The following is a 19,691-nucleotide window of genomic DNA, read 5'->3' as shown; positions in this document are numbered from 1 at the left end:
AAGTTAGTACTCCGCATCCAGCAGCGCGCGCATCACCGTGTCCTGGATCCAGGAAATCAGGTTGTACATCAGCGCCATGTAGTCGTCCGGGTTCTTGACCTTGCGCGCATCATCGATCCTCGCGATCCGCGCCGAGTCCTCTTCATCGCGGATCCCCAGCCGTTCGGAGAGCACCAGGCGCACGTCGTTCAGGGCCTGGGCGAAGCGGGAGGCGGCGGCGTCATCGAGCACGATCCGGGTGTTTTCCATCAGGAACTTCGCCTCGCGCAGCCGCCCGATTTTGGACAGGATCAGGTCGTGTTCGCCAAAGCGGCGGAAGTCGTTTGCCACCTCGGGGTCATCGCTGGCCACCGGCAGCAGACGGGCCACCGCCGGGTCGGAGGGTTCGGGCAGCGGTCCGCGGTCCGGGCTCATCCCGGTCAGCGCGTAAAGCGGATCCAGTTCCTCGCTCGGGTCGACCTGGTGGATCTCGTCGCGTTCCTCCAGCAGGGAGATCACGTCGTCGAACAGTTCGCGCAGCAGCTTGCGTTCCGGTTCGTGCAGGGCACCGGCAATGCCGCGGGCGGTGCGCTTGAAGGCCTTGGCCACGAAGTTAGGCCTCCTGGGACATGGTGGCGTTCAGGCCATAACCGTGCATCGCCTGCACGTGCCCCTCGATCTTCTCGCGCGACCCGTTCAGGATCACCGAAAAGCCATCGTAGTGCACCTGCATCATCAGCTTCTCGGCCTTCTCTGCGGTAAAGCCAAAATGGCTGCGGAAGACATAGCTGACATAGCTCATCAGGTTCACCGGATCGTTCCACACGATCAGGCGCCACTTCTTATCGTGGAGAACCTGCTCACTAATCTCTTCGAAGATATCGGGCATGACGGTCATGCCCACCATTTTACGCCCTTATCGCGCTTCCCGGGCTCGCGGTGATAACAACATTGATCCAGTGCGCTGGTGCGAACGCATCGGGCGGGATGGGTGCGGGGGTTATCGGGCCCGGCGGCGCTGCTTGTCCAGGTACATTTGCCGGTCGGCTTCCATGAATGCCTGCTGCACCGAGCAATCCCCGGGCACCGAGGCGGCGTAGCCAAGCGACGCCGCAACCCCGGCCGTTTCCAAAGCCTGGCGGAACACGGCGAAATGCTGCTCCAGCCGCGCGGAAGGGATCCCGTTGGCCAGGATGACGAACTCATCTCCCCCGTAGCGCGCAATCCGGTGGGAGCGCGAGGAGGCGTCGCGCAGGGCCCGGGCCGCGCGTTGGATCAACTGATCCCCCGCCGTGTGACCCTGCGAATCGTTCAGGGCCTTCAATCCGTCAATGTCGAGCACGGCCACGGCGACCAGATCCCCAAAGGCGTTGACCCGTGCCTGGGCGTCGGCAAGAATCGCGTCCCAGCCGCGACGGTTCAGCAAGTCGGTCAGGGCATCGCGGTGTGCCTGTGCCTTCGCGATTTCCAGGGCCCGCCGGTCCCGGTCAAAGCCGCGGGAGAGTTCCAGCTGGGAGGAAAGCAGGTCACTGAAGACCTTGAGCAGTTCCTCGTCCACGGACTCGTCAGCCTCCAGCGGTTGGCTGCGCACCCCGCACAGCACGCCGAAGGGCTGTCCATTGTCATCACCGATCGTATAGCCGGCATACGCCCCGATCTTGCGGGCAACCTGCAAATCCGCATACTGCGGGTGGGTCTTGGCGTCGGGGACCACGTGTGCGGCGCCCGCCGCCATGCGCCGACAAAAGGTTTCGCCCCAGTCCATCCGGTCCCCCACGTTGATCAGGTGATCATGGTGAACGTGCAGGTGCACCTGGTACCCGTCGGTGATCCGCGAGACCGACCAATCAGTTAAAGGGGTGTGGTGGTTCAGGTAGTCCACCACGCGCTGCGCGGCCTGGGAGAAACTGTGGGCACCGTTGACCTCCCTGCGCTGCGCGGCCAGCCGCGGTGCACCCTTCGCATTTCCAAGGAGTGCGTCCTGTGACAGGGAGCCTTCACCGGTGCCAGATTCGTACACGCTTGCCACTCGTTTCTCGTTGTCGATCGTCTCAGGGGTGCCCCTGAGATGCCGGATCCGCACGGTTGGTGCCCGCGCCGCAGACGCGCACCGCGTACAGCTCCCGGCCGCTTCACCGGTCCGCATCATCCGAACCCCGCTTTTTGCTGAAAATACCAGCGCGACATGGCGACTTCAAGCCCGAACAGCAGGCTCTACGGCTCCGCCGTCCCCGGGCCGGCCCCAGCCCCATAGACGCTGGTGCTGGCCCACTCGACTCCCATTTCCGTGCCTCTCTTGCTGGAACCCGGCAACGGAACCGACTCAGGCGAATCCAGTGCAGGGCAATGCGCCGGCGTGTCCGGGACTCGCCCGCACCTGGCACCGGGGTGATGTCTCACCACGGTTTGAAGCGGGATACAGTAAGTCTTGGTTTGTCCCCGACTACACAGGAGCACCGCATGCTCACCAGCCTCTTTACCGACCACTATGAGCTGACCATGCTGCAGGCCTCACTGGCGTCCGGGGCCGCGCACCGTCCCAGCGTGTTCGAGGCCTTCGCCCGCCGCCTGCCGGATGGACGTCGCTACGGAGTGGTCGCCGGCACCGGCCGGCTGCTGGAGGGGCTGGCGAACTTCCGCTTCGAGGACGAACAGCTGAAGTTCCTGTCCGACAACAAGGTCGTGAACAAGGAGACCCTGGACTACCTGGAGAACTTCAAGTTCACCGGCAACATCACCGGCTACGCCGAAGGTGAGCTCTATTTCCCCAACTCGCCGCTGCTGACCGTGGAGTCCACGTTCGCCGAGGCCTGCGTCATCGAGACCTTCGTGCTCTCCACGCTGAACCACGATTCGGCCATCGCCTCCGCCGCCTCTCGCATGATCGCCGCCGCCGGCGAGCGCCCCTGCATCGAGATGGGCTCGCGGCGCACCCACGAGGAGGCCGCCGTGGCCGCGGCGCGCGCCGCCGCCATCGCCGGGTTTGACTCCACCTCCAACCTGGAGGCCGGGGCCCGCTACGACATCCCGACCGTGGGCACCAGCGCCCACTCCTTCACCCTGCTGCATGAAAGCGAACGCGAGGCGTTCCAGGCACAGGTCGATGCCCTGGGCGTGGACACCACGCTGCTGGTGGACACCTACGACGTCGAGCAGGGCGTGCGCACCGCGGTGGAGGTCGCCGGCGCCGAACTGGGTGCGGTCCGGCTGGACTCCGGGGACCTGGTCCAACAGGCCACCTGGGTGCGCGAGCTGCTCGATGACCTGGGCAACTGGAACACCAAGATCACCGTGACCAGCGACCTGGACGAGTACGCGATCGCCGCCCTGGCCAGCGCCCCGGTGGACTCCTACGGGGTGGGCACCGCACTGGTCACCGGTTCCGGGCACCCCACCGCCTCCATGGTCTACAAGCTGGTGGCCCGTCAGGACACCTCCGGCGAATGGATCCCGGTGGCCAAGGCCGCCACCAACAAGGCCAGCACCGGCGGACGCAAGAGCGGCGTGCGTCAGCTCAATGAGCGGAACCGTGCGGTCAACGAGATCGTTGTACTGGGTGAACACACCACCGAAGGCCCGGAACGCTTGCTAACCGTCCCGCTGGTCACGCATGGTGAGATTGACGAAAAGTATGTCTCAGCCTCCGGCGTGCAGCTGGCCCGCCAGCGGCACCACGCCTCGATCCAGGAGATGCCAGGCATCGCCCGCAAACTGCAGCGCGGTGAACCGGTGATCCCCACGATCCTCGTGAATGAATAGGAAGCACTATGTCCCGCGCACTGCTGATCATTGACGTACAACCGGACTTCTGCGAAGGCGGCCCGCTGGGCGTGAAGGGCGGCAATGCCGTTGCCTCGGCCATTGCCGCGGATGTGGCCGAACGCCGCGACTCCTACACCGCGATCGCCACCACCCAGGACTGGCACATCGATCCGGGCCGGCATTTCTCTAAGAACCCGAACTACGTGGACACCTGGCCGGTGCACTGCGTGGCCGGGACTCCCGGGGCCGCCCTGCATCCACAGATCGCCGACCTGGGGGTGGACGGCCACTTCGCCAAGGGCCGGTATTCGGATGGCTATTCGGGCTTCGAGGCCCGGCTGCTGAATCCGGCCGCGGATCTGGAGGACGAATCCGGTCCGCTGCTGGAGGACTGGCTAAAGCAGCGGCAGGTGACCGCGGTGGACGTGGTGGGCATCGCCACCGACCACTGCGTGCGCGCCACCGCGCTGGATGCGGCCAAGGCCGGCTTTGCCACCACCGTGATCACCCCGCTGACCGCGGCGGTCTCCCCCGAGAACCTGCCGAGCCTTTACAGTGAACTGCGTGAATCCGGGGTCACCGTCCTGACCCTGGGCTAGAAACCGGGTCCGAACACGGGCATTGTCAAAGAGGAAGAGGCTGCCGTGGCGGCCTCTTCCTCTTTGGTTTGGTTGCGGCGTTCCGCTCCTACCGGGACTGCGGTCACCGCTGGCTACTTGCGCCCGACGAACCAGTCCTGCAGCTTCTCAATGCGGGCGCGCAGCTGGTCCGCGTTGGCCTGCGGCACGGCCGGGCCACCGCACACGCTGCGCAGCTTCGTGTGGATCTGCGCGTGCGGGGTGCCGGTGCGCGCCGCCCACGCCGAAACGTTCTTGGACAGCTGGCTGCGCAGGTCCATCAGCTGGCGGTGGTCGGAAACCGGGGCGGGTTTGGAGGCCCCGCCCTTGATCTGCTTGCTCTGCTGTTCGCGCAGCAGCGCCGAGACCTGTTCGGGCTCCAGCAGCCCGGGGATCCCCAGGAAGCCGAGCTCCTCATCGCTGCCGATGTCCGCGCCGGTGCCGAACTCGCCGCCGTCAAAGAGGACACGGTCGAACGAGGCCTGGGAGTTCAGCGCCTCAAACTTGTTGCGCACCAGCTCGTCGCTGGCCTTCTCCTCACGGTTGGCTTCCTCCAGGGCCGCGTCATCCAGCCCGTCCTCCACCTTGGAGCCTTCGCGGTCCAGCGCGTGGTCGCGTTCGACCTCCATCTCATTGGCCAGGGCCATCAGGATCGGCACGGAGGGCAGGAACACGCTGGCCACTTCACCGCGCTTGCGGCTTCGCATGAAGCGGCCGACGGCCTGGGCGAAGAACAGCGGGGTCGAGGTTGAGGTGGCGTACACGCCCACGCACAGCCGGGGCACGTCCACGCCCTCGGACACCATGCGCACCGCCACCATCCAGCGTGAGTCTCCTTCGGAGAACTCATCGATCTTCTGCGAGGCGGTGGGGTCATCGGAGAGGATCGTGGTGACCTTCTGCCCGCAGATTGCCTCCAGCTGCTGGGCGTAGGCCTTGGCGTCATCGATGTCGGTGGCGATCACCAGCCCGCCGGCGTCCTTCACGGTGCGCCGCACCTCGGACAGGCGGCGGTCAGCGGCGCGCAGCACCGAGGGGATCCAGTCCCCCGCCGGGTCCAGCGCCGTGCGCCAGGCGTGGGCGGTGATGTCCTTGGTGGCCCCGGCACCGAGCTGGGCCTCCATTTCCTCGCCGGCGGCGGTGCGCCAGCGCATGTTGCCCGAGTAGGCCATGAACAGCACCGGGCGCACCACGTGGTCGGTCAGGGCGTTGCCGTAGCCGTAGGTGTAGTCGGCCTTGGAGCGGCGGATCCCGTCCCCCTCGTCGGTGTACTGCACGAACGGGATCGGGGCGGTGTCCGAACGGAACGGGGTACCGGTCAGCGCCAGGCGGCGGGTGGCCGGCTCGAAGGCCTCGCGGATGCCATCGCCCCAGGACAGGGCGTCACCGGCGTGGTGGACCTCGTCCATGATCACCAAGGTGCGCGCGTCCTCGGTCTTGGCCCGGTGCACGGCCGGCTTCTGGGCGACCTGCGCGTAGGTGACCACGACCCCGAGGTAGTGATCGCCATGGCGGCCATCGGAGTTCTTGTAGTTCGGGTCCAGCGCCAGCCCGACACGGCCGGCCGCGTCGGCCCACTGCTTCTTCAGGTGGTCGGTGGGCGCGACCACGATCATCCGGTTGATCTTCTTGGAGTCCACCAGCACCTTGGCCAGGCGCAGCGCGAACGTGGTCTTACCGGCGCCGGGGGTCGCCACCGCCAGGAAGTCCTTGGGTTCGGTGTCGAAGTAGAGGGCGAGCGCCTCGGCCTGCCAGGCGCGCAGCTTCGGCCCGGTGCCCCAGGCCGCGCGTTCCGGATATGCCACCGGCAGCTTGTCTTCCAGCGGAAGCTTGTCACCAATGTCGAAAAGTGTGTCGGTCATCTATCCTCTCCCGGCGCGGACCACGAATCTATGCCCAGCAGCCGTGCGGCTGCCGGGCGTGAAGGCAGGGTCGGTTAGTCGCCCTGCATGGATTCGTAGATTTCCTTGCACTCCGGGCAGACCGGGAACTTCTTGGGGTCGCGGCCGGGAGTCCAGACCTTGCCGCACAGGGCGATCACCGGTTCCCCGGACAGGGCCGATTCCATGATCTTTTCCTTGCGCACATAGTGTGCGAAGCGCTCGTGATCGCCGGCCTCAACGTTCTGCTGCGTCTCGGTCCGCTCGATTGTTGCTGTTCCGCCGCGGGTTTCTTGTGACTCTTCAACCATGGCATCCAGTCTAGTACTTTTCGCGCTCCACCCAAGCCCCCACAGCACGCCCAAGCGGTCCGCCGCAGCCCCGGGAATCCGCTCGATTAGCGGGCTGACCTGCCGACTTTCAGGGCACCGCGGATGGCTTTGAACACCGTGTGAAGTTCCGGGCACCGGCAGGGGGTTGCGGACATGGCAAAGCCCCGGTAGCCGGGTGCTGGAGATGATCCAGCACCGGCGGCCCGGGGCTTGGGTGAGGCGCCATGGCCGTCAAGGCCGCTACTTGTTCAGCAGCACCGCCTGCATCAGCTCCGGCAGGCGGGCATCCATCCACTTGCCGCCCACCCGCACACCGATCAACAGCAGGATCCCGCCGTAGACGAATGCGCCGGCCAGGGTCACCCAGCCCAGCGGCTGGATACGGCCGAAGATCGCAAACAGGTACGGGATCACCAGCGGCAGCAAGAGCAGCCCCATCCCGCCAAAGGTCAGCAGCTGGGTCAGCGCCACGCGCACCCCGTTGCCCGGCGGGGTCTTCATCGGGTTCTCCCCCGGCAACGGGACCGCGTAGGTGTAGCGGGCCGAGACCACCGAGGAGATCGCCAGGGCCACCAGCAGCGCACCGAGCGAGAGGCCCACATCGGCCGGGATGCGCCAGTACTGGTTGGTCAGCGCCCCGGGCAGGATCGCCCCGAGCAGCACCGGCACCAGGCCCACCAGCAGGCAGGCGAGCATGCGCCCGATCCGGTCATCGCGGCCCCGCACCCCGGTGAGCACGTGCAGGGAGAACGCGGTGTTGTCGTAGGAGACGTCGGCGGAGATGGAAAAGCCCATCAGGATCCCGAAGATCGGGCCGAGCAGGAACATCATCGCGTAGCTGCCGGACTGGGAGCCGGCGAAGTAGAAGATCACCGGCAGCACCGGGACCATCAGCACGCCGATCGCGTAGCGCGGGTCCTTCAGCCAATACACCAGCGCCCGGGCGGCGACCGCACCCCACGGGGTGGGCGGCATCCACTTGAAGGGGCCCAGCCCCTTGGCCGAGGCGGCGCGTTGCGGGGCCGGCGCGGTGACCACGGCGTTCGCGGTGGCCCGCAGCAGCAGCCAGTAGAGCACCGCCAGGCACACCAGGCCGTAGAGCAGGTGGCCGATCGCGGCCAGCCACGCGCCCTCGGCGGCGGCCGGGGCGACCGCGCCCAGGGTGCCGAACGGGGTGTAGGCCAACACCGTGGCGACCGGGTCGATCCAGTCAAGGGCGCTGGTCGCCGCCTCGGTGAGCATCCCGATGATCGGCCCCAGGCTCACCAGCAGCAGGAAGAAGATCAGGAACGTGGCCTCGCGGAAGCGGCGCTTGGAGCGCAGCGCGGTGGCCTGGATGGTCAGGTACTGGCAGCCGAACACCGCCAGCACCGCGGTGCCCAGGTTCGCCACCAGCGCCAGCAGCAGCACACCCGGATCCAGGCGCCACAGCACGCTGAACCCGGCCATCGCCAGCACCGTGATCAGCGCCGGGATGGAGACGAACCCGGCCAGCACCAGCGCCCGGCCCAGCGTCTTGGGCTCAATGCCAAAGTGCACGAAGCGCTGCGGCTCCAGGGTCAGGTCCACGCCGGTCAGCAGCGGCGGGACAATCGCCCAGCCGATCACCACCAGCGAGCTGGCCAGGATGGAAATGTAGCTCAGCCACTGCAGGTCCGCGGAGAACCAGGCGGCCAGGATCAGCATCGCCACCACGCCCAGGGCGTAGAGCGTACCGATGATCACTCCGACCAGCTGCCAGGTGCTGCGCCGGAAACCGTTGCGCAGCAGGGTCAGCTTCAGTTTGAGGATGTGCGCAACCACGACAGCCCTCCGCCCTGTGCCCGTCCGCCGACCAGGTCCACGAAGCGCTCCTCCAGGCTCATCCCGCCGCGCACCTCATCCACGGTGCCCGAGGCGCGCAGCACCCCGTCGGCGATCACGGCCACGTGCGAGCACATGCGCTGCACCAGGTCCATCACGTGGGAGGAGACGATCACGGTGCCGCCGAACTTCACGTATTCGTTCAGGATGTCGCGGATGTTCGCCGCCGAGACCGGGTCCACCGCCTCGAAGGGCTCATCGAGCACCAGCAGCTTCGGCGAGTGGATCATCGCGGTGGCCAGCGAGATCTTCTTGGTCATCCCCGCGGAGTAGTCCACCACCAGCTTGTCCCCGTCGTTGACCAGGTCCATGACCCGCAGCAGGTCCTCGGTGCGGGTGGTGACCTCCTCGCGCTCCATCCCGCGCAGCAGCCCCGAATAGGTGACCAGCTGGCGTCCGGTGAGCCGGTCGAACTGGCGCACCCCGTCGGCCAGCACCCCCATCATCGACTTCGCCTCGCGCGGCTGGGCCCACACGTCCACCCCGTGCACCGCAGCGCTGCCGGCATCCGGGCGCAGCAGCCCGGTGGCCATGGACAGCATGGTGGTCTTGCCGGCGCCGTTCGGGCCGACCAGTCCAAAGAAGGAACCGGCCGGGACGTCCAGGCTGACGTCGTTGACCGCCACCTTGGGGCCAAACTGCTTGGCCAGCGATCTGATGCTCAGTGCGGGGATACTCATGTACCCGAGATTATCAATGGCCCCACCTCGGGCGGATCATCCTTTGGAGTTAAACCACGACGCCAGCGGGCAAAAACCCCTCCGATGGGATGAGGTTTCCTGCCCGCTGGCGTCGCCGCGGCGTGAAGCGGTGGTCTAGAAGAGCACGCGGGCCAGCTTCTGGCGGGAGGCGGCGACCCGCGGGTCGCTGTTGCCCACCACGGCGTACAGCTCGATCAGCCGGCGCCGGACCCGTTCGCGGTCCTCGTCGTGCAGCCGGGAAATCAGGTTCACCAGCCGGGAGAAGGCGTCCTCCACGTGCCCGCCGGCCACATCCATGTCCGCCACCTCCAGCTGGGCGTTGATGTCATCCGGGGACTGGGCCGCGGCCTGGCGCACCTGGTTCAGGTCCTTGCCCTGGGTGCGCGAGAGCAGGCGCACCTGGTACAGGCCCACCTGCGCCTCGTGGTCGTTGGGCTTCTCGTTCAGCGCCTCGGTGTAGGCGGCCTCCGCGGCGGCGAAGTCCCCCGCGTCGATCGCGTCCATGGCCTTCTGGTGCAGCGGCGGCAGCGCCCGCTCCTCGGTGCCCGCGGCGCCGAACGGCGGCACGGTTCCGCCCATCCCCTGCTGTGCGGCCAGCTCCAGCAGCTGGGCCAGGACCTGCTCGATCTGCTCGGCCGGGGCGGTGCCCTGGAACAGCGGAACCGGCTGGCCCTTGACCAGCGCGACCACCATCGGGATCTGCTGGACCTGGAAGGCCTGGGCGATCTGCGGGTGCGCCTCGGCATCCACCACGCCCAGCACCATCTTCCCACCCTGGCGGTCCACCAGGGTGCCCAGGATCTTGTCCAGCTCCACCGAGGCGGCCAGGCGCGCGGCGCCCAGCGACACCAGCGCCGGGACCTGCTGGGACAGGCCCACGAACTGCTGGAACCCGGCCTCATCGAGCTGGGTGGTCCAGCTACCGGCGGCGTCGGCCGGGATCTGCTCGGCCTGCTGGGCCGCGGCGGCCAGGTCGGTCAAATCCACGGCCCCGCGGGCCGAGGGGATATTCTGTTCGCTCATTAGTTCTCCTTCACCTGCTTGACATCCAGCAGTACGACTTCGCCGGCGATCAGGGAGATCTTGTCCTTCGAGTCCCCGGCGGGAATGTAGAACATCACGGGTTCAGCGTAGCGGATCTGCACGTCCCCGGTGCTGGAGCTGCTGCCCAGCAGCTTGCGGGTCAGCTCATCGGCGCCCTTGAGCGGGTCGCTGTCCTCGGTGCGCTTGAACGTGGTGGTCGAGTTGATCAACCCGGTCACGATCGCCCCGCCGTCCGGGGTGGAGAGCACCGTGGTGTCCTTGGCGCTGGGCTTGCGCTCGTACTTCACGTCGGCCTCGTTGGCCTTGTCCTTCTCAGACTTCTGTCCGGCGTGCACCGCCTTGATGAACTCGGATTCGGCGAACTTCCCGGCCTGCTTGGACTTCGGGTTGGTCAGCACGTCGGCCAGCTGGTTCATGGCGTCCTGCGGCTTGGTGTTCAGCCCCTCGGCGTCCGCGCCCAGCTGCTTCACCGACGGGTCGCCCACCGCGATGCCCGGGAAGGAGGCGCCGGGCAGCATCTGCGAGGCGAAGACGACCTTGTAGTTATCCCGCGCGTTCTCCTGGCGCAGGGTGATGGCGATCGGCAGCGTGTTCGGGTCCTGGTCCTTGGCGGTGACCACGTTGATCACGCGCGGGAACTTCGCCTCGGAGGTGTTGGGCACCGCGGCGGAGCGGATGACGTCGGTGGCCAGCTTCGTCGGCTCGGCGACCTTCACGTCCTTCTTCAGGATCTCGTAGCGGCTGGAGCGGATGGACTTGAAGGCCCCGGCGGTGCGGGCGTCCAGGTCCTTGGCGTTGTGCGAGTCATCGGCCTTGCCGACCTGCTTCTTCACATCCTCCAGGATGCGGTTCAGCTGTTCCTCGGTGACCACGGGGAAAGTGGTGGCGGTCTGCTCCTCGGGGGTGGCCGAGGCGGACTGCTCGGCGGCCGCGTCGCTGGCCTGTTCGCTGGGGGTTGCGCTTTCGGCGTCCTGGGGGCTGGCGGACTCATCGCTCGGGGCGGCCGGGATCAGCACCCCGGACAGGCCCAGGGACAGGGCGGCGACCAGGGCCAGGGAGTTGTGGGTGTTCACCCGGCGCGCCGGGCGCTTGGCGGCGGGGCGCACCAGCAGGAAGGCCAGGCCCACCACGATCAGCAGCGAACCGATGATGATCAGCGGCAGCGCCCAGGGCATGGTGGCGGTGTTCGCGTAGGTGACCGAGATCTTCGCCGGGGCGGCCTGCTTGCCGTCGGCGGCCAACAGCAGCGACCAGGAGCCGCTATCGGGCGCGGTCCAGCGGTAGGTCATCTTCCCGTCGGCCTGCTGGGAGTCAAAGAAGATGTCCCCGCCGGCCGGGTTGGGCACCTCGGCCTTGCCGTCGACCAGCTCGGCCTGCAGGCGGTGGTTCTCCCGGTCGATGCCGGTCAGTGAGACGTGCTTGGCATCGCCCACCCAGGCCTCCACGTCATAGCTGCGGCCCAGCGAGGCAGTGAACTCCCCCTCGGATTCGATCTGCAGCTCCACCGGGGCGATGTCCGCGTCGTTGATCGACGGCTCGATCACCGTCAACGGCGCGCTGCCGTCGAATTCGGGCATGGTGGCAGTCACCGTTTCGGGCGGCGCCCAAAACGTCTTCTGTCCGATGCCGATGAACAGGGCCACGGCCCCGATCAGCATCGCGATCACCGGTAGTATTTTTCGCACGGCTTCACCCATTCGCATCACGGTCACAAGGTCTTCGACTCAAGTCTAACGAGTGGATCGTGGACTTGGTTCCTGACGCGGATTGTGAGGATGCTCAACCCGCGTGCGGGCTCGGGCCCGCAACATCCATCCTGACCGCCCCGGCTGGGGGTAAGCTCAAAACCATGAACCCGCAGCCTGATTCCGAGCCGCACCAGGACGAACCGGCACCGCACCCGGCCACCGAGGTGCCCGCCCGTGAGGTCGTTGCCGCCGGCAGCCGGATGCGGCACTTTGGCCGCCGGCTTTCCAGGCTGCTGAACGCCCCGGCCCGGCCCCCGGCCCTGGGCGAGGAACCGAACGTGGACGGAGAGGCGCAGGCCGAGCCGCTGGAGCTGATTCACCCGGTGGCCCTGGGGTTTTTGGCCACCCTGGGCGTGGGGCTGGCGCTGCTGGGCTACTACCTGCTGACCAACGTGGGCTCGCTGATCACCTGGATCGTGATCGCCATGTTCATCGCCCTGGGCCTGGACCCGATCGTTCGCTTCCTGGTCCGCCACGGCTTCACCCGCCCGCTGGCGGTGCTGACCACCATGGTGGGACTCTTCGCGATCTTTGGCGGGTTCATGGCGCTGATCATCCCGACCCTGGTCACCCAGATCACCCAGTTCATCGAAAGCGCCCCGCAGATGATCGATGACTTCCTGAACAGTGAGCTGGTCTCCCAACTGGACCGGCAATACCAGGTCACCGAGCGGATCAACGATGAGGTGGACAAGTTCTTCGGGGACTCCGGGGCGGTGGCCAACGTCTTCGGCGGGGTGCTGGGCGTCTCACAGACCGTGGCCCAATCCATGTTCGGGATCCTGATCGTGCTGGTGCTGGCCGTCTACTTCCTGGCCTCCATGCCCGGGATCATGGCCTTCTCCCTGCGTCTGGCCCCGCGCTCCAAGCGCGAACGGGTGGGCGAGCTGATGAACCGGATCACCCGCAGCGTCGGCAACTACGTCATCGGCCAGGCCTCGGTGGCGATCCTGAACTCGCTGGTGGCGCTGACCCTGATGACCATCCTGGGCGTGCCCTTCGCCGCACTGCTGACCCTGATGGTGGCGATGCTGGCGTTCATCCCGCTGGTCGGGGCGGTCATCGCCGGGGTGCTGGTCACCACGCTGACCCTCACCCTGGGCTGGCAGAGCGCGCTGATCTACGGCATCTGCTACTTCGGCTACCTGCAGATCGAGGCGTACATCGTCTCCCCGCGCATCATGCACAAGGCGGTGGCGGTGCCCGGGGCGGTGGCGGTGATCTCGGTGATCGCCGGCGGGTCCCTGGCCGGGATCACCGGCGCGCTGATGGCCATTCCCACCGCCGCGGCGGCCATGATCCTGCTGCGCGAGGTGTTCATCGCGCGCCAGGACCGGCTCTAGAAGCCCTAGAACGCCAGGCCCAGCCACAATCCCAGGCCGGCCGCGAGCACCGTGGCCAGCAGCGTGCCCAGCGCGTTGCCAAGCGTGGCCAGCACCCGGCCCTGGCGCAGCAGGCGCACGGTTTCCACGCTGGCGGTGGAGAAGGTGGTGTAACCGCCAAGGAACCCGGTGCCCAGGATCAGCCGCCAGGTCTCGGGCAGCAGGTGGCCCATTGCCAGCCCGGTGATTAGGCCCAGCACCAGGGATCCGCTCAGATTAATCAGGATCGTGCCCCACGGCAGCGTGCCGCGCCAGCGCACGGCGATCCACTCCACCAGCACAAAGCGGCTGACGGCCCCCAGTCCCCCGGCCAGGGCCAAGAGCACAAACTGGATCACATCCATCTCACTGCCCCCGTTCCGACTCGGTGGACCTATTTGACTCCACGCTGGCTGGCCGTCCATGCCGGGTGTTGGAGCGCCGGATCGTGGCGGCAAGGATCATTCCGGCGGCCGCCGCCAGGAAACCGAGCACCATGGTGCCCAGTGCATAGGCCACACCCGCCAGCGGGCGGTTCCCGCCCAACAGCAGGGCCGTGTCCACGGCCAGGGCACTGTAGGTGGTGAACCCGCCCATGAAGCCGGTCCCCACCAGCAGCCGCCAGACCCGGTGCCGGCGTTGTTCGGTGCTGTGCCGGGCGAGGGACTCAAGCAGCAGTCCCAGCAGGAAGGCGCCGAGCACGTTGACGGCAAGGATGGTGTACGGCACCGATTCCACCGGCGGGAAGAGCAGGGCAAGGCCCTGCCGGCTGGCTGTGCCGAGCGCCCCGCCAAGAAAAACCAACATCAAAGGAACCAGGCGGGCTAAGTGTGGTGTGCGTGCAGGCTTCGGCATCGTGGAATTCATGCCTTCTCCCCCACTGGATGGGCGAACGGTGCATGGCGCGCGGATATCCGCCGCCTGGTAGCCGAGGAATATTCGGGGCTGCAAAGTGTCAAGCTCATCGTGGATCTCCTACCTTTCGGGCACAGTGGTGCTGCTGAGGTAGGGACCGTTGTCGCAACGGGTGCGAGGTTGGGTACGGCGGGCCCCACCGCCGTGATGTCGGGCATCGCTTTCATTCTGGCACAAGGCCATGGTGCGCAGGAACTCCACAAACACCATCAGTAACGGTAGGAGCGGATCTCCCAGCACCGTTCATGCCAGTGCCGCCGCGCCGCCGCCGAGGCGTCATCGCCGGACCAGTGATCGGCCCGCCAGGCCACCAGGTGCGAGACCCCCACGCCGATCACCCGATGGCAGCCCGGGCAGGTGTAGGTCTTCGACGCGGACAGCGGACTGATCTTGCGCACATGCCACTGCCCATCAGGGGCATCCTGGAGGCGCACCACCCCGTAACGGGCCCGTTCGACCCAGTCCTCCTCATACTGCGGCGGTCCGGAAGGCTGGCGCGACGTGGCGTTGCGCGACCTTCCATTGCGGCGGGGACGGTTAGAACGGGGCATGGCTCCATCATGCCGCATCGCAGCAAGCCGGTTCCAGCTGAGCGCTCACACCACCGGCGGGCACCGCCGGATACCTGCGTCACACGCTGCCTGCATCCGGCGCGGCCAGCAGGTAGTGTTGTGTGGGTGCGTTTAGTTGTTGCAAAGTGTTCCGTGGATTATGCCGGGCGTCTGCGTGCCCACCTGCCCCTGGCCAAGCGCCTGATCATGGTCAAGGCCGACGGATCGGTGCTGATCCACTCGGACGGCGGCAGCTACAAGCCGCTGAACTGGATGAACCCGCCGCTGACCATGCACGTGCAGGAACCGGCCCCCGAACTGGCCGAGGAAGGCGTCACCGAGGTGTGGCGCCTTGCCGCGGCGAAGAGCGATGACACGCTGACCATCCACTTCCACCAGATCGAGCACGACTCGGCCCACGAGCTGGGCACCGACCCGGGCCTGATCAAGGACGGGGTGGAAGCCGACCTGCAGCGCCTGCTGGCCGAACAGATCGACCTGCTCGGCGACGGGCACACCCTGATCCGCCGCGAGTACATGACCGCGATCGGCCCGGTGGACATTCTGGCGCGCGACGGCGCCGGGGCCACGGTGGCCGTGGAGCTCAAGCGCCGCGGGGACATCGACGGGGTCGAACAGCTCACCCGCTACCTGGAACTGCTCAACCGCGACCCGCTGCTCAAGCCGGTCACCGGCATTTTCGCCGCCCAGCAGATCAAGCCGCAGGCCCGCACGTTGGCCGAGGACCGCGGCATCCGCTGCCTGGTGCTCGACTACGACGCGATGCGCGGCGTGGACGATTCGGCCGGGCGGCTGTTCTAGGCTCAAGGCCAGTGCAGGCTACCCGCCGGGCCACCAAAGCCCGGCAACCATTGCCACAACGGCAATTCCCAGACATGCCAGCCCGGCAGCGAAGAGCATCGCCAGCGATTTGCGGCCACGGCGCGGATCAATTATTTGAAAGCTTGCCTCGGTTTGCTCGACCCTTCGCATGGTCATTCGAAGATCCTCATCGGCTTCCTGGTCCGTGAGATAGGCACATCCAAGGCCCAGCACGGCAAGGACGACAGACGTAATGGACAGCCATGTCACCTGCCACGCAGCGTGCGACAAGCGTGTCCCGCCCAACCCCAGAACCACCAACAAGCCACCAGAAAGACTGATCAGGCTCATGCAGATCTTCTTCCGGCGTTCGTATTGCATCAGTCTGGCGTATACCCACTGCCGGTGGCTTACGGTCACTACCCGCTCCAATCCTTGGTGAAAGAACGCTCCAGCTATCCCGCGATGGACCGCAGCGATAAACCGCTGCGGTCCAGGCCGCGAAACTGGCGCACGGCAGCCAGCGTACCCAGCAATCTCGGGCTCATCGCTGGGGTACCAGGGCTGGAATTATTCGCGAATTTGAGACAAGCTCGAACGAATGTGCCTAAGCTGGGGTCATGAGCACCGAACAGCGCACCGTAATGTTCGCCCGGCTGGTCTCCGACGGCCTGCAGGTTACCGATGGAGCGCTTGCCATCGAGGGCGACCGGATCGTCTTCGCGGGCAACCGCGATGACTTCCTGGCCACCGAGGACGCAGACAGCTTCACGGAGCATCCCCTGGCCGAGGACGCCACCCTGGTTCCCGGGTTGATCGACATCCACTGCCACGGGGCGAACGGCGCCGACTTCTCCGATCCCCAGCACGCCGGGGTCAAAGACGCCATCGACTTTTTGCACCGCTCGGGCACCACCACGGTGATCGCCTCCCTGGTCTCCTCCGACCACGAACAGATGCTCAACGCCACCGAACTGCTGGCCGAGTTCGCCGAGGCCGGGCTGATTGCCGGGATCCACGCCGAGGGCCCGTTCCTCGCCGCCGAACGCTGCGGCGCCCAGTACCCGGGATTCCTCACCGACCCGGACCCGGACTTCGTCGGGGATCTGGTGATGGCCAGCCACGGGCAGCTGCGCACCATGACCTTCGCCCCGGAACTAGAGGGCACCGAGGATTTGATCGAGGCGCTGGTCTCCCAGGGCATCGTCCCGGCCATCGGGCACACCGCGGCCAGCGCGTCGGTGACCCGCAAGGCCCTGCAGGAGATCACCGAGCAGCTGGAAAGCGCCGGGGTGGACGGCTTCACCGAGCGCCCGCTGGTCACCCACCTGTTCAATGCGATGCCGCCGATCCACCACCGCGATCCCGGCCCGGCCGCCGCCGCGCTGGAAATGGCGGCCAAGGGCCATGCGGTGCTGGAGCTGATCGCCGACGGTGTGCACCTGTCCCCCGACACCGTGCGCATGGTCTTCGCGCTGGTGGGCGCCAAGTCCATCGCACTGGTCACCGATTCGATGGCCGCCACCGGCCTGGCCGACGGCGAATACACGGTGGGCCCGGCCAAGGTGCGGGTCGAGGACGGTGAGGCGCACCTGGCCGAGGGCGACCGGCAGCGGCTGGCCGGGGGCACCTGCACCCTGCTGGAGGTGGTGCGCCGCACCGTGGCCGCCGGGGTGCCGCTGGTGCGCGCGATCATCTCCGCCACCAAGGTGCCGGCCTACCTGATCGGGTTGGCCGATGAGGCCGGGCGGCTGCACCAGGGCTTCGTGGCCGACGTGCTGGTGCTTGGCCCGAACCTGGAGCTGCGCCAGGTGTTCCGCAACGGGCAGCTGCTGGACTGAACCCGCTTACCGGGTTCGGTCCGCCCGCCATCCCGTCGTGACGTTAAACAGCTGACCCCCAACCCGTGAAGGGTTGGGGGTCAGCTGTTGTCTCAGCCAGGAGACGGTGTCGACTAGATTTGCCAGGAGCCGGCGATCGGGCCGGCCTCGAGCCAGGCGGAGAACCCGGTGTAGTCCCGGTAGTCCATCGCCAGCTCGATCAGTTCATCGCCGCGCTTGAGGCTAACGATGATGAACCCCGGCGGGATCTTGCCCCGTTCATCGTCCTTGGGCCGCCGCCACCCGGAAATGTCCAGGCCCCGGCGTTCCAGCACGAACGCCGGGATCGGCGAGACCGAGAAGAACCGCAGCAGGTCCACATGGGCCGTGCCGTAGCGTCCAATGCACATCACCCACTTGCCCGCGGGCGTGTGGTAGGAGGCATCGAAGGTTCCGAGCGTGCGCCGCAACTGGAAGCGGCGCACGCCCATGGCACCAAAGAACGCCACGATGCCGGCCAAGACCAGCAAGGCGATCAGAACTGGTGCGCTAATCTCGATCAATGGCGCCTACGCTGCGTTAACCACTGCGTTGTCGGCGACGATAACCACCCGGTCGTGGTCGACGGAGAAGAATCCCCCATCGATGCGCACCGAGAAGCGGGCCTCGGAAACCGGGTCGATTTCCAGATCCCCTGCGGCAAGCACGGTCAGGGTCGGCACGTGACCGGGCAGAACTCCGATCTCACCGTCCACCGAACGCGCCTTGACCAGCTTCGCGGGGCCGGCCCACACGAAGTGGTCGGCCGCCACGATTTCGACCTGAAGCTCGGCCATGCTACTTGCTGGCCTTCTGGATCTCGGCCCACTGGCGCTCGACGTCGTCCAGACCACCGACGTTGAAGAACGCCTGTTCTGCGATGTGGTCCAGGTCGCCGTTGCAGATGGCCTCGAAGCCCTCGATGGTGTCCTTCAGCGCCACGGTCGAACCCTCGACACCGGTGAACTGCTTCGCGGTGTAGGTGTTCTGCGACAGGAACTGCTGGATACGGCGGGCACGGGCCACGACGATCTTGTCCTCTTCGGACAGTTCGTCCACACCCAGGATCGCGATGATGTCCTGCAGTTCCTTGTTCTTCTGCAGGATCGACTTCACGCGGATCGCCACATCGTAGTGCTTCTGGCCCACGTACTGCGGGTCCAGGATGCGCGAGGTCGAGGTCAGCGGGTCGATCGCCGGGTACAGGCCGCGCGAGGCAATCTCACGGGACAGTTCGGTGGTCGCATCCAGGTGGGCGAAGGTGGTCGCCGGGGCCGGGTCGGTGTAGTCATCGGCCGGCACGTAGATCGCCTGCATCGAGGTGATCGAGTGGCCCTTGGTGGAGGTGATGCGTTCCTGCAGCAGACCCATTTCGTCAGCCAGGTTCGGCTGGTAGCCCACGGCCGAAGGCATGCGGCCCAGCAGGGTCGACACCTCGGAACCGGCCTGGGTGAAACGGAAGATGTTGTCGATGAACAGCAGCACGTCCTGGTTCTGCACATCGCGGAAGTACTCCGCCATGGTCAGGGCCGAGAGGGCCACGCGCAGACGGGTGCCTGGCGGCTCGTCCATCTGGCCGAACACCAGGGCGGTGTCCTTCAGCACGTTGGCTTCTTCCATTTCGACCCACAGGTCGTTGCCTTCGCGGGTGCGCTCACCCACGCCGGCAAACACCGAGGTACCGCCGAAGTTGCGGGCCACACGGGTGATCATTTCCTGGATCAGCACGGTCTTGCCCACGCCGGCACCGCCGAACAGGCCGATCTTGCCGCCCTGGATGTACGGGGTGAGCAGGTCGATCGACTTGATGCCGGTTTCCAGCATCTCGGTGGAGCCTTCGAGGTCCGAGAACTTCGGGGCCTTGCGGTGGATCGGCCAGCGCTCGGTGACCTGGATCTCCGAGTTGTCAACGTCCAGGGCGTCGCCCAGCACGTTGAAGATGTGGCCCTTCACGCCGTCGCCGACGGGCACGGAAATCGGTGCCCCGGTGTCGGTGACCCGCGCGCCGCGCACCAGGCCGTCGGTGGCCTGCAGCGAGATGGCGCGAACCATGTTGTCGCCCAGGTGCTGGCTGGTTTCGAAGGTGATCTTCTTGGTTTCGCCGTTGATCGTCAGATCAGCGGTCAGTGCGTTGTAGATTGCAGGCAGTGCATCGGCTGGGAACTCGACGTCCACGACCGGGCCAGTCACGCGGGCAATGCGACCGGTGGCCCCTGCGGTAACCTGCTCGTTGAGTTGGGCAGTCATCTTTCTCACT

Annotated in this window: 21 protein-coding genes; 5 read left to right on the top strand and 16 right to left on the bottom strand. The window is 66.7% G+C overall.

All coding sequences use genetic code 11. The features are described from left to right. Positions 1-3: 3 nt before the first annotated feature. The 3 genes from GcLGCM259_RS05525 to GcLGCM259_RS05515 all read right to left on the bottom strand — a co-directional run bounded on the left by GcLGCM259_RS05525 (position 4) and on the right by GcLGCM259_RS05515 (position 1,999). Complete coding sequence (locus GcLGCM259_RS05525) at positions 4-588, bottom strand: DUF2017 domain-containing protein (protein WP_138173062.1); 585 nt, start codon at positions 586-588, stop codon at positions 4-6. Between the two features lie 4 nt (positions 589-592). Further along, positions 593-868 (bottom strand): ATP-dependent Clp protease adapter ClpS, encoded by a 276-nt coding sequence (clpS, locus tag GcLGCM259_RS05520; RefSeq protein WP_425459798.1) that lies wholly within the window; start codon positions 866-868, stop codon positions 593-595. A gap of 111 nt (positions 869-979) precedes the next feature. After that, a complete protein-coding gene (locus tag GcLGCM259_RS05515) occupies positions 980-1,999 on the bottom strand; it encodes a sensor domain-containing diguanylate cyclase (protein WP_175419333.1) in 1,020 nt (339 codons plus the stop codon). A gap of 440 nt (positions 2,000-2,439) precedes the next feature. Between GcLGCM259_RS05515 and GcLGCM259_RS05510 the strand changes: the two genes are divergently transcribed. Both GcLGCM259_RS05510 and GcLGCM259_RS05505 read left to right on the top strand, forming a co-directional pair. Continuing rightward, positions 2,440-3,738, top strand: coding sequence for a nicotinate phosphoribosyltransferase (locus GcLGCM259_RS05510; RefSeq protein ID WP_138173088.1), 1,299 nt, complete (start codon positions 2,440-2,442; stop codon positions 3,736-3,738). Between the two features lie 8 nt (positions 3,739-3,746). Continuing rightward, positions 3,747-4,340 (top strand): isochorismatase family protein, encoded by a 594-nt coding sequence (locus GcLGCM259_RS05505; RefSeq protein ID WP_138925972.1) that lies wholly within the window; start codon positions 3,747-3,749, stop codon positions 4,338-4,340. Positions 4,341-4,453: 113 nt separating this feature from the next. Here the strand turns inward: GcLGCM259_RS05505 and GcLGCM259_RS05500 are convergent, their stop codons facing one another. From GcLGCM259_RS05500 to GcLGCM259_RS05475, 6 genes are all read right to left on the bottom strand, one after another. Further along, positions 4,454-6,220, bottom strand: a complete 1,767-nt coding sequence (locus GcLGCM259_RS05500) for a DEAD/DEAH box helicase (protein ID WP_138925971.1) — start codon at positions 6,218-6,220, stop codon at positions 4,454-4,456. Positions 6,221-6,294: 74 nt separating this feature from the next. Beyond that, positions 6,295-6,549 carry a DUF3039 domain-containing protein gene (locus GcLGCM259_RS05495; protein WP_054821750.1) on the bottom strand — a complete coding sequence of 85 codons (255 nt, stop codon included), beginning with the start codon at positions 6,547-6,549 and terminating at the stop codon, positions 6,295-6,297. A gap of 261 nt (positions 6,550-6,810) precedes the next feature. After that, a complete protein-coding gene (locus tag GcLGCM259_RS05490; RefSeq protein WP_138925970.1) occupies positions 6,811-8,373 on the bottom strand; it encodes a transporter in 1,563 nt (520 codons plus the stop codon). Continuing rightward, positions 8,349-9,113, bottom strand: coding sequence for an ABC transporter ATP-binding protein (locus tag GcLGCM259_RS05485; RefSeq protein WP_138173052.1), 765 nt, complete (start codon positions 9,111-9,113; stop codon positions 8,349-8,351). The genes GcLGCM259_RS05490 and GcLGCM259_RS05485 overlap by 25 nt, the downstream gene beginning before the upstream one ends. Before the next feature lie 135 nt (positions 9,114-9,248). Further along, positions 9,249-10,157: a tetratricopeptide repeat protein gene (locus GcLGCM259_RS05480; RefSeq protein WP_138925969.1), complete on the bottom strand. Its 909-nt coding sequence runs from the start codon at positions 10,155-10,157 to the stop codon at positions 9,249-9,251. After that, a complete protein-coding gene (locus GcLGCM259_RS05475) occupies positions 10,157-11,875 on the bottom strand; it encodes a DUF8094 domain-containing protein (RefSeq protein WP_217496555.1) in 1,719 nt (572 codons plus the stop codon). The genes GcLGCM259_RS05480 and GcLGCM259_RS05475 overlap by 1 nt, the downstream gene beginning before the upstream one ends. Before the next feature lie 152 nt (positions 11,876-12,027). On the opposite strand from GcLGCM259_RS05475, the gene GcLGCM259_RS05470 reads away from it, so the two are divergent. Continuing rightward, positions 12,028-13,269, top strand: coding sequence for an AI-2E family transporter (locus GcLGCM259_RS05470; protein WP_138925967.1), 1,242 nt, complete (start codon positions 12,028-12,030; stop codon positions 13,267-13,269). Between the two features lie 5 nt (positions 13,270-13,274). Here the strand turns inward: GcLGCM259_RS05470 and crcB are convergent, their stop codons facing one another. The 3 genes from crcB to GcLGCM259_RS05455 form a co-directional block, all read right to left on the bottom strand. Beyond that, positions 13,275-13,652 (bottom strand): fluoride efflux transporter CrcB, encoded by a 378-nt coding sequence (gene crcB / locus GcLGCM259_RS05465; protein WP_138925966.1) that lies wholly within the window; start codon positions 13,650-13,652, stop codon positions 13,275-13,277. Between the two features lies 1 nt (position 13,653). Then, the gene (locus GcLGCM259_RS05460) at positions 13,654-14,094 is read right to left on the bottom strand and encodes a fluoride efflux transporter FluC (protein ID WP_246049788.1); all 441 of its coding nucleotides are present in this window, start codon (positions 14,092-14,094) and stop codon (positions 13,654-13,656) included. A gap of 317 nt (positions 14,095-14,411) precedes the next feature. Beyond that, a complete protein-coding gene (locus GcLGCM259_RS05455; RefSeq protein WP_138925964.1) occupies positions 14,412-14,753 on the bottom strand; it encodes an Rv1322 family protein in 342 nt (113 codons plus the stop codon). A 126-nt stretch (positions 14,754-14,879) separates the two neighbouring features. Here GcLGCM259_RS05455 and nucS point away from each other — a divergent pair, with 126 nt between their 5' ends. Then, positions 14,880-15,575: an endonuclease NucS gene (gene nucS, locus GcLGCM259_RS05450; protein ID WP_138173032.1), complete on the top strand. Its 696-nt coding sequence runs from the start codon at positions 14,880-14,882 to the stop codon at positions 15,573-15,575. 18 nt (positions 15,576-15,593) lie between these two features. Here the strand turns inward: nucS and GcLGCM259_RS05445 are convergent, their stop codons facing one another. Next, positions 15,594-15,926, bottom strand: a complete 333-nt coding sequence (locus GcLGCM259_RS05445) for a hypothetical protein (RefSeq protein WP_138925963.1) — start codon at positions 15,924-15,926, stop codon at positions 15,594-15,596. 269 nt (positions 15,927-16,195) lie between these two features. Between GcLGCM259_RS05445 and GcLGCM259_RS05440 the strand changes: the two genes are divergently transcribed. Next, positions 16,196-17,416, top strand: coding sequence for an N-acetylglucosamine-6-phosphate deacetylase (locus tag GcLGCM259_RS05440; protein WP_138925962.1), 1,221 nt, complete (start codon positions 16,196-16,198; stop codon positions 17,414-17,416). Between the two features lie 113 nt (positions 17,417-17,529). Here the strand turns inward: GcLGCM259_RS05440 and GcLGCM259_RS05435 are convergent, their stop codons facing one another. Genes GcLGCM259_RS05435 through atpD form a run of 3 tightly spaced genes read right to left on the bottom strand, consistent with a single transcriptional unit; the run spans position 17,530 to position 19,681 of the window. Next, the gene (locus tag GcLGCM259_RS05435; protein ID WP_138925961.1) at positions 17,530-17,958 is read right to left on the bottom strand and encodes a DUF2550 domain-containing protein; all 429 of its coding nucleotides are present in this window, start codon (positions 17,956-17,958) and stop codon (positions 17,530-17,532) included. A 6-nt stretch (positions 17,959-17,964) separates the two neighbouring features. After that, positions 17,965-18,231 carry a F0F1 ATP synthase subunit epsilon gene (locus GcLGCM259_RS05430; protein ID WP_054821357.1) on the bottom strand — a complete coding sequence of 89 codons (267 nt, stop codon included), beginning with the start codon at positions 18,229-18,231 and terminating at the stop codon, positions 17,965-17,967. Between the two features lies 1 nt (position 18,232). Continuing rightward, positions 18,233-19,681, bottom strand: a complete 1,449-nt coding sequence (gene atpD, locus GcLGCM259_RS05425) for a F0F1 ATP synthase subunit beta (protein WP_138925960.1) — start codon at positions 19,679-19,681, stop codon at positions 18,233-18,235. Between the last annotated feature and the right edge of the window lie 10 nt (positions 19,682-19,691).

Origin of the sequence: Glutamicibacter creatinolyticus (assembly GCF_006094275.1) — a bacterium.
Taxonomy (GTDB): domain Bacteria; phylum Actinomycetota; class Actinomycetes; order Actinomycetales; family Micrococcaceae; genus Glutamicibacter; species Glutamicibacter creatinolyticus.
This window is presented reverse-complemented; position numbering and strand designations above follow the sequence as displayed.

Excerpts from the sequence above, each read along its gene's own strand:
- clpS (WP_425459798.1), bottom strand. The coding sequence starts at position 868 with ATGCCCGATATCTTCGAAGAGATTAGTGAGCAGGTTCTCCACGATAAG.
- GcLGCM259_RS05505 (WP_138925972.1), top strand. The coding sequence starts at position 3,747 with ATGTCCCGCGCACTGCTGATCATTGACGTACAACCGGACTTCTGCGAA.
- GcLGCM259_RS05445 (WP_138925963.1), bottom strand. The coding sequence starts at position 15,926 with ATGAGCCTGATCAGTCTTTCTGGTGGCTTGTTGGTGGTTCTGGGGTTG.
- GcLGCM259_RS05500 (WP_138925971.1), bottom strand. The coding sequence starts at position 6,220 with ATGACCGACACACTTTTCGACATTGGTGACAAGCTTCCGCTGGAAGAC.
- GcLGCM259_RS05480 (WP_138925969.1), bottom strand. The coding sequence starts at position 10,157 with ATGAGCGAACAGAATATCCCCTCGGCCCGCGGGGCCGTGGATTTGACC.
- GcLGCM259_RS05455 (WP_138925964.1), bottom strand. The coding sequence starts at position 14,753 with ATGCCCCGTTCTAACCGTCCCCGCCGCAATGGAAGGTCGCGCAACGCC.
- GcLGCM259_RS05460 (WP_246049788.1), bottom strand. The coding sequence starts at position 14,094 with ATGTTGGTTTTTCTTGGCGGGGCGCTCGGCACAGCCAGCCGGCAGGGC.
- GcLGCM259_RS05475 (WP_217496555.1), bottom strand. The coding sequence starts at position 11,875 with ATGGGTGAAGCCGTGCGAAAAATACTACCGGTGATCGCGATGCTGATC.
- GcLGCM259_RS05440 (WP_138925962.1), top strand. The coding sequence starts at position 16,196 with ATGAGCACCGAACAGCGCACCGTAATGTTCGCCCGGCTGGTCTCCGAC.
- GcLGCM259_RS05510 (WP_138173088.1), top strand. The coding sequence starts at position 2,440 with ATGCTCACCAGCCTCTTTACCGACCACTATGAGCTGACCATGCTGCAG.
- GcLGCM259_RS05470 (WP_138925967.1), top strand. The coding sequence starts at position 12,028 with ATGAACCCGCAGCCTGATTCCGAGCCGCACCAGGACGAACCGGCACCG.
- GcLGCM259_RS05495 (WP_054821750.1), bottom strand. The coding sequence starts at position 6,549 with ATGGTTGAAGAGTCACAAGAAACCCGCGGCGGAACAGCAACAATCGAG.
- crcB (WP_138925966.1), bottom strand. The coding sequence starts at position 13,652 with ATGGATGTGATCCAGTTTGTGCTCTTGGCCCTGGCCGGGGGACTGGGG.
- GcLGCM259_RS05430 (WP_054821357.1), bottom strand. The coding sequence starts at position 18,231 with ATGGCCGAGCTTCAGGTCGAAATCGTGGCGGCCGACCACTTCGTGTGG.
- GcLGCM259_RS05485 (WP_138173052.1), bottom strand. The coding sequence starts at position 9,113 with ATGAGTATCCCCGCACTGAGCATCAGATCGCTGGCCAAGCAGTTTGGC.
- atpD (WP_138925960.1), bottom strand. The coding sequence starts at position 19,681 with ATGACTGCCCAACTCAACGAGCAGGTTACCGCAGGGGCCACCGGTCGC.